This is a genomic window from Streptococcus sp. HMSC066F10 (assembly GCF_001813805.1).
In the GTDB taxonomy this organism is placed as follows: Bacteria; Bacillota; Bacilli; order Lactobacillales; family Streptococcaceae; genus Streptococcus; species Streptococcus vaginalis.
The window spans coordinates 118,076-129,799 of record NZ_KV813991.1 but is presented as its reverse complement, the minus strand read 5'-3'; the positions used below and the strand labels follow the sequence as shown (position 1 = coordinate 129,799).

The following is an 11,724-nucleotide window of genomic DNA, read 5'->3' as shown; positions in this document are numbered from 1 at the left end:
TTTGTTACCTGTATACTTGTCTTTTCGGGTATTCTAGTGTTAGTAACTATAAATCCATCTTTAGCTGTTCCTGTGATTTTCCCAGTATACCCATCTACTTTAACTTCCTTTATAGAGTAAGTTATATCTTTTTCACCCGCTTTAGTAGGTAAATCAGTAAAAGTCGTTTTCCAATTGTTTTTTTCACTTAATTGTCTGTTTTCAATTTCATATTCTTTATTTTCGATATTGGCAATTAATTTAACCGTAACTGATTCTGGGTGCTTTTGATTAACGTTATTATCATCTATCCATTTCTTTTCTACCGACACACTTGTCGTTCCTTCTGTACCTATAGTAACAGTACCATTGCTACCAATACCTCCACCTCGGGTATTTGATTTGTTGCCACTAATTAATACTTTTTCGAGATTTGAAGTTAATTCATTACCTTTTTCATCTGTGTGTAAAGCTATATATTCATTATTCTTACTTAGAATACCTTTATGCTTACTTTCAGCTAAAGGAGAATTGTCCTTATTTTTCCAATTGTATGCTACTCCTCCTAACATCCTTTTGGAAATATCATATTCTGGATCACCCCCATGAAGCCCTAGATACTTATTACATAAAATATAAATTTCATTAACATTTGATTCAGTCTTATTTCCATATATAGCAGCACCATTTGTCACATAAATTTTAGTTTTTGATATTGGACAAGAAGCATATCCCGCTCCCTCATATTTGGATTCATTGTCAGTAATTACTACATTAGTTAAATAAAGCTCACCGTTAGCGCCTTGAACATTATAATTATTATTCGCACCATTTACATAAATTCCACCACCGCCGAACATTTTGTCGGTAACTCCACTGGCATCCATTTGGTTATTGGTAATTCTTCCTCCAGCAATATAAGCCTTGGAAGCACCCCCACTATAATACTTTGCTTGAACAAAAATTCCACCACCAGCTGAACCTGCTGTATTACCATCAATTGTTCCACCACTCATTTTTAAGATATTTGAAGCTCCCCATTGATTTGAACCCAAACTTATTCCACCACCAATTTCGTTCGCATAATTATTTAATACCTTTGCGTCAGCGGACATATTTATAGTAGATCCCTCATTTGCAAGTATTCCACCACCTGCCGAATATTTTTGTTCACCATAATCATAGTCTATGACTAAATTCGATTTATTATTTTGAACAGTTCCACCGGAAAAATTCATTATGGACCTATATAAATAAATTCCTCCACCATATGTTGCTTGATTGTTTTCAACGCTTCCACCAGTCATATTTATGGTTGCACTTGAAGCATTAACTGCGCCACCTCGTGTTGCAGTATTCTGAATGTCCTTTATTTTGTTATTTCTTAATATAGCATTGTTACCAATATTCAGCTCTGATTTATCCTCAAGGCTTACAAGGGAATTTTCGATACCAATATTTTCGTCAGAATTTCCATCAATTGTTATATCAGTTAAGGTTGCCTTTTTACCAGCTCCCACCTTAAACAAATATTTGTTGAAGTCTTTTCCTCTTAGTATTTTTGCATTTGTTCCAGCTAGAGATATATCCCCCGCAATAGATGTTGTTCCAACTACGATAATTCTCTTTATTTTCTGATTGTTAGTAGCTATTTCCTTTGCCCGAGCAAAAGATTTGACAGCTCTGCCCAATTTCCCGTCTAAGCTATCATCGCCTGAAACACCATCTAAATATACATTGTTCCTTTCAGGATCAGCTTCGCCAATTTTAATTTCTTTTACAGTAATCAATTTTGCATCTTCGATTGAACCTGTATATGTTGCCTTTGGTGCAAGTCTTGGAATTTTCAGAATCATTTTTCCATCGGCTTTTTTAAGATATAAATCATAATGAAGTAGATATGGCTCCACCGGATTTCCGTCATCTTTATTATAATATTCTACTTCTACCTTGTTGTATGGAATCTTTATATCTTCAAAGGATATATTTCCATCCCAGTTGTAGCTCTCTGCCGTATATGTCATATTTTTTACAACTGTATTTGCTTCTCCCTCTATATGAAGCTCATGCTCAACAAGAAAATCTTTTAATGCCCATTCATCTCGGTCAAAAACCTTTTGTTCAGGGTCATTCAACCAATAATTTGTGTATGTTGCAAATATGCTATCAAAATCGGAAAAATCAGGACGAAACAATCTGAGATTAAGACTGTATTCATTATCCTCAGAATTGTTTTCGCCTTGATTATCCGCAAATGTTGTATATCCTGAAACCAGATGCCCTAAAAATAGCAGTGACACCAACATGATAGATAAAAGGAATTCCATTTTTCTGTTTCTTTTAACCATAATTGCCTCTTTTCCATTACATATCAACTTATTTAATGTAATTATACGAATATATTATATGACATAAATCACTTTATTACAAGCCCCATATGTCATTAATACAATACAAACTTTTTAATATTTCGCAAAATAATCTAATAGACTTAAACATCCATCTCCGTGCCAATCTCTTCATGACTTCCTACCATGATCTCCAACTGAACACTTGGAAAACGCTCTTTGAATTCAGCTAAAATCTGGGGCAGTACGCTTTCTGTCATTCCCCACAATAGACCTATCCGCATGGAAACTGGCTGTGTTCCTGTCAAAACTTGTGTATCAGCTACCAAGCCATTATAATCTTCTAGCAACCGTTGACTTTTTTGATAAAAAATTTCTCAGCTCTCGTTAAATGAAATCCGCGATTTTTGCGTTCAAAAAGGATCACCCCAAGCTCCTCTTCCAGCGACTTCATCTGTTGGGACATGACCGATTGCGAAATAAAATTTTCTTCTGCTGCTTCTGTAAAACTCCTGTACGAACAATATCCTGAAAATACGACAGCTGTTTAAAATTCATCCCATTTCCTCCTATACTTGCCTGATTTCATTATATCATGAAATGCAAAAAGCCTGTCATTCAAATGAACAGACTTTCATTAAAACTTGGTATATTACGCTTCTTTTACGACTAATTCTTCTCCTAATTGTGTGTAACGTTCTGCTTTTAAGTTCCTAATCGTCCACAAGGCAGCAAAGCTAATCAAATAAAGACTTGCTAGGAAAATCATAACCATTGAGACACTTGAAACATCTAAAATTTTCCCAATAATCACAGATGAAAAGCCTCCAATTGCTCGTCCGACATTTAAGATGACATTATTAGCCGTGGAGCGAATATGAGCTGGATACAATCTCGTAATCATCGCGCCATAGCCCGCAAACATTCCATTTACAAAGAAACCGACAATCGCACCGCCGATAATCATGGCCGGCATTGAATTGGCAAATTGGAAGAGGTAAACACACATAGAAGAAGCTAAAAGAAAGATTGAATAAACAAATCTTGGTCCCCATTTATCAAGGATTTGACCGAAAGTGAGCATTCCCAGACACATTCCCAAAATCGTTGAGACCATCCAAAGTGAGGAATCTTTTACAGAAATATGCAGGCTTGTTTGGATAATGGTCGGAAGCCAGTTCATCATCCCAAAATACCCAGCAATTTGTACCGTCGTCATGACCATCAGTGCTACCGTCTGAGCTGTTAGAGCTGGTGTTTTAAACAATTCACTCATTTTAACAGACTGGCGGCCTTCTGCTTTTAATTTCACATTCCCATTATCTCGGATATGATCATCGTCAATCGCTAGCATCATCCACAAAACCAAAGCAATAGGCGCAAGTCCAAAGAGGAAAAGGCCTTTCCAGCCAAGTGCCGGCGCTAACCAACCTGCTAAAAGTGCTGAAGTGATAGAACCAATCTGACCTGCAATTCCATTCAGAGATGAAATGCGTCCCATTTTTCCAACAGGAACAATTCCTGCCATGATCGCAATGGCAACTCCATACTCTCCGCCAACACCTATCCCAGCAATGAAACGCATGAGATAGAGATAATAAATATTTTGTGTAAAGTAAATCAGTCCTGTCGCCAATGAAAAAATAACAATCGTCCATTTAAAGACTTTGAACTTGTGATAACGGTCAGCCAGTATGCCAAAGAGCAAACCACCAACCAACATTCCTAGATTGGTAATCGTTGCAATCCAGCCCCCTTGGGCTCCTGTAACGCCCAATTCTGAAATGATAGACGACATCGAAAAAGCTAAGAACATGACATTTAAGTCGTCTGTTCCTGATGCAACAATTGCAGCAACTAATGCTCGCTTATTATTTTTGTCTAAAGACATGCACATTCTCCTTAATCGTAGCTCACAGACTACATTTATTAATTGAATACAGCCTTAAAAATCAAAAAGCTCAGGAAATCCTGAGCCAAAAGTTTACAGCAAAATAGTAGATTAGCGCACTAATCCATTTTAACGATTACTTTTATGCCTCACAGGACATGATTAAAGTTGTATTTAATTGTATTAAGTATAAGATAGATAAATAGATTTGTCAAGAGCTTTTAAAAAATAGTTTTGAACGACTTGTACTGCTCTCTACTCTCATTTTACAAGATAAATAAAAAATTGTACAATAACGATAGATGATACTAGTATTCATTTTACCTATAGTCAAAGCTGTCCAACTCATTGTTCAAAAAGGAGACATCATGCTGAATTTACAACACTTGGAGCAACTCATTGTTTTATCATAGGAGGGAACCTTGTCTAAAGCAGCCGACGTCCTACTCATCTCTCAGCCATCCTTAACTCGAAATATGCAAATGCTTGAAGATGAATTGGGAGTTATTCTTTTTGAGCGAAGAAAAAATAAATTAAGTTTCACGGAAACCGGTCATCAAACAGTTAAACTAACCCAAAAATTCCTGAAACAAAAACAAAAATTTCTCGATGATGTACAACATTTTGCATTAAAAGAAAGTATTATTTTTGGTGGTGTTAATGCACCGGGAGCCATCTTTGAACTGGAAAGTCGTATAAAAGAAAAGAGCTTGGAGCAACACATTCAAATTGAGCAAAAGACGAATGACGAATTGGAGAAAGCTCTGGACGATGAAAACGTTCACTTCATTGTAACAGACTATCCTATCAAAAAAGAGCATATTCTTTCCATGGATCTTTTCATGGAGCAACTTTACTTATCCGTTCCCTTGACTCACCCGTATGCCACACGAAAAGAGATAAAGCTTGCAGAATTGGCTAATTTGACTATGCTGCTGCGCTCGGATCTAGGCATTTGGCAGCCATTAGTCAATCAACTGACGCAAACAAAGTTTATTGTTCAAAAAGATCGGGCAGCCTTTGTTGATTTAGTAAATGCTTCTGCATTACCAACTTTTTCTACCAATATTACTCAACAAAACACTGAAGAATCCACTGTAAATAGCCAACGTATCCAGATTCCTATCTCGGACAAAGAAGCTACCAAGACTTTCTACATTTCCGTTTTGAAGAAGAACAAAGCTATTTTACAGGAGTTGGTGAAAACTAAATAGTCCATGCTCATGAAAAAAACAAGATATATTCACTATAAAATAAGATTATTAATCAACTCAATATCGTTCTAATATTAAAACTGAATAAGATGAAAAAGCCCAACTCAATCAAAATAAAAAGTTAGGCTTTTTCTTGGTACTATTGTTACTATTGTATTGTAAAATAAGATGATTAGTTAAAATACTTGCCCTTTATATACAGACCTATCACCAAAATATTTTCTAATAGAAATATCACAAATACGATTAATTTAACATATTTGTTTGGAAATAACAATGCAATAATTGGTAAGATAAAATAGCTAGCAAGAACAAATAGAATAAATTTTGGAGTTAACATTAGATAACCTTTCAAAAATTATAATAAAGCATTCTTTACATCCGATTACTTACATATATAATAATCTTTTTCAAACGAAAATCAAGTAATTATACCCAATTGTTATTAAAATATTATCTGAATAAAAAGTAACATAGTTATTTTCTGAAATCAAACGAAAATCCTGTTCTCATTTTCTCCCCAGAAATCCTAAAAAGAGATCTACTGTGCTGGCTTCTTGATGATTAAAGAAAAGGCTGGTTTGGGTGTCCATACTTGCAATCTTTGTCATATCTTCTGCACTGAGTTCAAAATCAAAAACATCAATATTTTCCTTCATTCGCTCAAAACGTGAAGACTTAGTCAAGCAAACAATTCCCCGTTGAACTTGCCAGCGAACCATGATGACTTGTGCAGTGGATTTACCATGTTTATCAGCAATACTTTTGAGAATTGGATTGTTGAAAATGTCACCACGACCTTCTGAAAAAGTAGCCCAAGATTCAATTTGCACCTTATTTTTTATCATATTTTCTTGTGCGAATATCTGTTGATTTAGTGGGTGAGTTTCCACTTGATTGACTTGTGGTGTAATCTCATTGAAAGCTACAATGTCGCTGAGACAATCTGGATAAAAGTTAGACACACCAATCGCTCGAAGTTTTCCTTCTTTGTAAAGTTTTTCCAAAGCACGGTAGGCACCATAATAGTCACCAAAAGGTTGGTGGAGCAACATAAGATCCAGATAATCTAACTCCATTCTGTCAAGAGATTCTAAAACCGAGGCATAAGCCTTGTCGCAGCTATAGTTGGATAGCCAGACTTTACTAGTGATGAAAAACTCTTTGCGGTCAATCCCAGACTCTCGAATCGCCTCGCCTACTTCCTTTTCATTGGCATAGGCTTGAGCAATATCAAAATGACGATAACCTGCCTTGATAGCATTTAGCACAGCACTCTTGGTATCTTTGGGAGCAATTTAGTACACTCCAAAACCTAAAATTGGAATTTCTACACCGTTGTTTAAGGTTATATTTTGCATGTAATTTCCTCTTTTCACAATTTTTATTATAAGTATAACGCTCTTTTCAGAAAAAGTACAATAGCAAAATTGCAGAGCAGTATGCAAAAAATGAATAGCAAATCATCACTTAATTCAAAATTTATAACAATACAAAAAAGGAGACTAAGATAGACGAACAAGATTGTGTCAACACCCCTAGTCGTCTGTCCTACTCCTTCTCAATTTCTTTGATTTCGCTGGTTTTGTCTATCTACAAGGCGCTCTTGGACTAAGGAGACAACCTCATCATTTGTTGGCAAGTCAGAGTGTTGTGCATCTTCTCCTGTGACAGTAGTTTCTGTATAGTGAGCTGCTTGTCCTTGATAAATATATTTCCCTGCACTCACGCTCGTATCTGGTACCAATTCGTCTGAATCATAAGTAATGGTTCCTGCAACAGAATACATAGCTAAAGTGGTCGGAATATTTTCACGATTTTTAATGAAATCAGCTAACATCTCAGTTTTATTGTTGATATTGGTTTCAGTAAAGTTATAAGGCGTTCCGATTGTCATCAACTTCTTCAATTCCACATCATAGCTGTCGAGGTAATTTTCAATAAAAGCTGTGTAAATTAAACCACCATTCGAGTGACCCAAGCCCTTAAAATTATTGAAATTGTATTTTCCTTGGAGATTTTCAAAGGCAACGTCAACCATTTTGGCTTGTTTTTTGATGTTACTATAGCCATCTTTATTATTTTCAAAACCAATTACAATAATTGGCTCGTTATCATTCGCTGCGATAGATCCGCTATATGTAATTCGTCCGTCATTCCAGACCTTAACTTTGAGCAAGCTATGCTTCACGCCGCGACGTCTTTGATTGAGCTTTTGGACCAAGCCGTCAAAGCGGTTCTCCGTAGCAGAACTACCTGGTATCATAATGATTGGCGACATCCGAGCATTATAAAATTTAGCAATTTGATCAATGTTTTTTCTCGTCCAACTATAAGAGGGAACTGCTAGTCCTATCAAAAAAATTAGAACAATTAGTAACACTATTTTTACCTTTTTAGTCATGTTCGCCTCCTTTCTGATCCATTTGTCTGAGTTCCTCATGAATCCGGTCATTAAATCTCACAAAAGGGATATAAGTGAGAATATCGATAATAAAAATGAAAATTCCTACTGCTAATGCTCGCAAACTTCCACCTGTTCCAATAAAAGCATAAAGTACACTTGGCGCTCCGCTAGGAACTGGATAGACAGCCGGAGGCATTATTCTAAAGTATAGAAAAATACTAGCTGCAAAGACATTCAGCATTGGTACGAGGATAAAAGGGATTAAAAATAGAAAGTTGAAAAATATAGGAATCCCAACCATAAAGGCTACACCATGGTTAAAAAGGGAAGGGAAAATACTTTTCAAACTCACATCTCGGTCTTTGTCGCTCCGAGATTTCCAGAGAATAGCTACGAGAAGGGCTAAAACTCCGCCCAGTCCCGCAAATGTTCCATAGGCATCATACAGATTGGTCGTTGAAAAGAGATAAGGTACCCCTGTTGTAGTATGATGTTTCAAAGCATAATTAAGATTATCCAAGGCAAAGGAGTCATTGATAAATGGCAGGTCATTAAATGGATTACTATTTCCAATCCAAGCGCTAAAAGTCCGTAAGGCGGTATTCATTTCAATGACAAAGATATTATTTCGATTGACAATTAAGCCTGACAAAAAAGTTATAATTGTTGAAAAAACATTGTATCGATTGCCTAGATTAATGAGAAAACTAACCAAGACAGCCAGAGCAAACGAGCAAAAGATAGGACACAACGTTTTAGGGTAATAAATAAAATGCTCATCTACAATGTGATCATCATTCGGACTTGAAAATTGAAAAATTTGTCCCACCACATAACCAATCAATATCGCAACAATTAGATTGATATTGACAGGAAGATTGATTTTCGTCAAAGCGCCGTCATTTAAAACCACCGAAAATAATTCGCGCGAATTAACTAATAAGCTAAAAATAAAGGCTGTAATCCCAGCTGTCCCCGTACTACGACCATAATAACCAGCTGTGTATTTTGCGCTAAAATAAGTCGCTAAAGGGCCTGCCAATCCCCTATCAGATAGGTGTAATTTTTCGTAACTAAGCTAATAGTTGAAAAATGAGGAAACCAATGCCGAATCGCAAAAAGATTGTTGATATAGCCATTTATACCAAAAATGGATTCAGAAAAAACCATCGTTATCGTCGTCAGCAAAAAAACGGAAAGAGCGATACCAATGTTTCTTGTGTAATTTTAATGAAACTCATTTGCCGAAAGGCAATCATTTTTTTATTAAGTATTGATCTATACGACTTTTTCTGGTTAATTTATTGAACATCATATAGCATACATTTGAATAAATAGACAAGAGGGAATTTTTCGTAAGAATATTAAAAGAGGTTAGGACAAAAATTCCCAACCTAAAAGCATACTATGTAATAAATCAACAACGCAGCGACTGATTGTTCAAAGTACTGCCTTGAGGTGGCAGATAGAGCTTTCCAAGCAATTAACACCTTTCAAGCTCGGAAGAGCCACAAGGTAGGATTACGAACTAAATTTTCGTTTCATTAGTTCTGTTCCACCCTCTTCACTCTCTTCTCATTTTTCTACTCGAACGCCTCGGCAATCAACCTGAAGGTCAAAAACTTGTCCTTTAAATTGTTGCTCTTCTATTTTCTCTTTTATCATATTCGACTGGTCTTTTGGTGCTAGAACCATCACAGTAGGTCCTGCTCCTGATAGATAAGTCGCATACGCACCGTTTTTCTTTGCCAACATCTTGATTTTTGGAAATTCCTTAATCAAACCTTGGCGAAAATGCTCATGAAAACGGTCGGACTCAATAGCACGCCCCGCTGTTACCATATCGCCCTTCATTAAAGCGGCAATAGCCACATTCGCTACAGAGCTTGCAGTGACAGCTTCACAATAAGATAAACCTTTTGGAAGAACCCCACGGCTGTCTTTAGTACGCAATTCATAATTTGGAACATAGGCAATAAAGCTTACTTCTGGAAACTCCGTCACCACAGTTGAAACTTTCTCGTTTAAATAACTAGAAATCGTCAAATTACCATAAATAGCAGGTGCCACATTATCTGGATGTCCCTCAATTTTCGTCGCAAAATTCAATTTTTCAGCATTTGACAACTGCAAATTTGCCAATTGATTTGCAAGTTCAATTCCTGCAACAATAACGGAACTAGAAGAACCCAGACCACGCGCTAAAGGAATATCACTTGTCATTTTTAAATGATGAGGTTGAATAGCTGGAGCAATTCTGCGCGCCACTTTAATCAATAAATTCCGTTCATTTGAAGGAATACGCCGCTCCAAATCATGCTCAATTAGCCAACGGTCGCTTTCTCCCAAAACTTCAATGGTTAGATATTTACTGACAGCTACACCAACCGAGTCAAATCCCGGACCAATATTTGCGCTCGTTGCAGGTACAATAATTTTCATGTTAGTCTCCTAATACTTTGAAGGTGTTCAATAATTTAAAATCAGAAGTTGCCTGCAATTTTCGAGTGACATTTTCTAGCTGCGTTTTGTTGACAGCATGGGTAATAATCACAACACGTGCAGTATTTCCGTCTGTTCCTTGTTGCAGAATTTGCTTAAAGGAGACATTTTCAGCATTAAAAATTTCTGCTAAGCGTAAAACTTGTTCTTTCGCATCAGGTGCTAATATCGAAAAGTAATACGGGCTCTTACGATCTTCTGGTTTAGCCAGAACTAATTCACGCTGAAACTCATTAAAGGCTTTTCCAACAGTTCCTTCATTAATCCGTCGAACAATCCGAATAATATCTGCAACAACACTTGTTGCAGTGGGTTTTTGTCCCGCACCTGGACCGTAATACATCGACTCACCAATACCGATAGAGTCTACAAAGATTGCATTCATCACGCCATTTACACTAGCAATAGGATGAGATTTTGGTAAAAAGGTCGGTGTGACTTCTGCAGCGAGGCCCGATTCCGTTTCTTCAATGAAACCAACTAATTTGACAACATAGCCTAATTGCTGCGCAACTGCTACATCTTCTGGTGTAATATTGCGAATGCCTTGGTGGGTGACATCTTCAAATTTAACCGTCATTCCAAAGGCAAATTGACTCAAAATAACCATTTTATATGCAGCATCAATCCCATCCACATCATTGGTTGGGTCACTTTCTGCAAATCCAAGTCGTTGTGCTTCAGCAAGTGCCGCCTCATAAGACCAGCCCTCTTCTACCATTTTGGTCATCATGAAGTTGGATGTCCCATTGACCACACCAAGAATACGTGTAATTTTATCAGAAGCTAGGGAATTAACAAGCGTGCGTAAAATCGGAATTCCTCCCGCTACTGCCGCTTCATAGTAAAGAGCTACCTTATGTTTTGCAGCAATCTCAAGCAACTCAGCGCCATGAACTGCCAGCAAGTCTTTATTTGCAGTGATAACATGCTTACCTGCTTCTAACGCTTGAGTGATGAAAGTTTTTGCAGGTTCAATACGCCCCATCAATTCAACGACAATCGTTACTTCATTATCATTTACAATTTCATCAATCGTCGTGACAAAATTAAAATGATTTCCTGCTGCTAACAAGCGTTCTTTTTCAGCATCATCTTTTACCAATACTTTCGCAATTTCAATTTCTGAATGAGCTGCTTGCACAATCTTTTCACTATTTTCTTTCAATAAAAATGGAACACCACTAGCAACTGTCCCAAAACCAAGTAAAGCAATTTTAATAGACATGACTACTCCTTGAGATTTTATGCTTTTTATTATAGCAAATAAACTTGTTTTTTTCTAGTAAGCAGACTTCAGGATTTTTATAAAAATAATAGAAATCTATTTTAAAAAATTGTGAACGGTTAGTCAGAAATATGGTAAAATATACATAGTGATTT

General features: G+C 36.5%; 9 protein-coding genes and 1 pseudogene. 1 reads left to right on the top strand and 9 read right to left on the bottom strand.

Annotation, left to right across the window (positions count from 1 at the left end; translation table 11 throughout):
- The 4 genes from HMPREF2933_RS07780 to HMPREF2933_RS07765 all read right to left on the bottom strand — a co-directional run.
- Positions 1 to 2,327 (bottom strand): Cna B-type domain-containing protein (locus HMPREF2933_RS07780; RefSeq protein ID WP_070672750.1); only part of this gene is annotated, 2,327 nt, incomplete at its 3' end.
- Positions 2,328 to 2,470: 143 nt separating this feature from the next.
- Positions 2,471 to 2,677 (bottom strand): type 2 periplasmic-binding domain-containing protein, encoded by a 207-nt coding sequence (locus HMPREF2933_RS10415; protein ID WP_024053117.1) that lies wholly within the window; start codon positions 2,675 to 2,677, stop codon positions 2,471 to 2,473.
- The gene (locus HMPREF2933_RS10410) at positions 2,671 to 2,793 is read right to left on the bottom strand and encodes a helix-turn-helix domain-containing protein (RefSeq protein ID WP_003042193.1); all 123 of its coding nucleotides are present in this window, start codon (positions 2,791 to 2,793) and stop codon (positions 2,671 to 2,673) included. The genes HMPREF2933_RS10415 and HMPREF2933_RS10410 overlap by 7 nt, the downstream gene beginning before the upstream one ends.
- A gap of 186 nt (positions 2,794 to 2,979) precedes the next feature.
- A complete protein-coding gene (locus HMPREF2933_RS07765; protein ID WP_070241702.1) occupies positions 2,980 to 4,218 on the bottom strand; it encodes an MFS transporter in 1,239 nt (412 codons plus the stop codon).
- A gap of 422 nt (positions 4,219 to 4,640) precedes the next feature.
- On the opposite strand from HMPREF2933_RS07765, the gene HMPREF2933_RS09795 reads away from it, so the two are divergent.
- Positions 4,641 to 5,432: a LysR family transcriptional regulator gene (locus tag HMPREF2933_RS09795; RefSeq protein WP_024053115.1), complete on the top strand. Its 792-nt coding sequence runs from the start codon at positions 4,641 to 4,643 to the stop codon at positions 5,430 to 5,432.
- Between the two features lie 509 nt (positions 5,433 to 5,941).
- On the opposite strand, the gene HMPREF2933_RS07750 is transcribed toward HMPREF2933_RS09795, so the two are convergent.
- From HMPREF2933_RS07750 to HMPREF2933_RS07730, 5 genes and pseudogenes are all read right to left on the bottom strand, one after another.
- On the bottom strand, positions 5,942 to 6,730 hold the full coding sequence (locus tag HMPREF2933_RS07750) for an aldo/keto reductase (protein ID WP_224784576.1): 789 nt from the start codon (positions 6,728 to 6,730) through the stop codon (positions 5,942 to 5,944).
- Between the two features lie 263 nt (positions 6,731 to 6,993).
- Positions 6,994 to 7,836: an alpha/beta hydrolase gene (locus HMPREF2933_RS07745; RefSeq protein WP_024053112.1), complete on the bottom strand. Its 843-nt coding sequence runs from the start codon at positions 7,834 to 7,836 to the stop codon at positions 6,994 to 6,996.
- A pseudogene (locus tag HMPREF2933_RS07740) lies at positions 7,829 to 9,098 on the bottom strand (PTS sugar transporter subunit IIC). The gene HMPREF2933_RS07745 and the pseudogene HMPREF2933_RS07740 overlap by 8 nt, the downstream one beginning before the upstream one ends.
- A 316-nt stretch (positions 9,099 to 9,414) precedes the next feature.
- Positions 9,415 to 10,281, bottom strand: coding sequence for a homoserine kinase (gene thrB, locus HMPREF2933_RS07735; protein WP_024053109.1), 867 nt, complete (start codon positions 10,279 to 10,281; stop codon positions 9,415 to 9,417).
- A 1-nt stretch (position 10,282) separates the two neighbouring features.
- Entirely contained in the window at positions 10,283 to 11,569 is a 1,287-nt protein-coding gene (locus HMPREF2933_RS07730) for a homoserine dehydrogenase (protein ID WP_024053108.1), read from the bottom strand.
- Positions 11,570 to 11,724 lie beyond the last annotated feature (155 nt).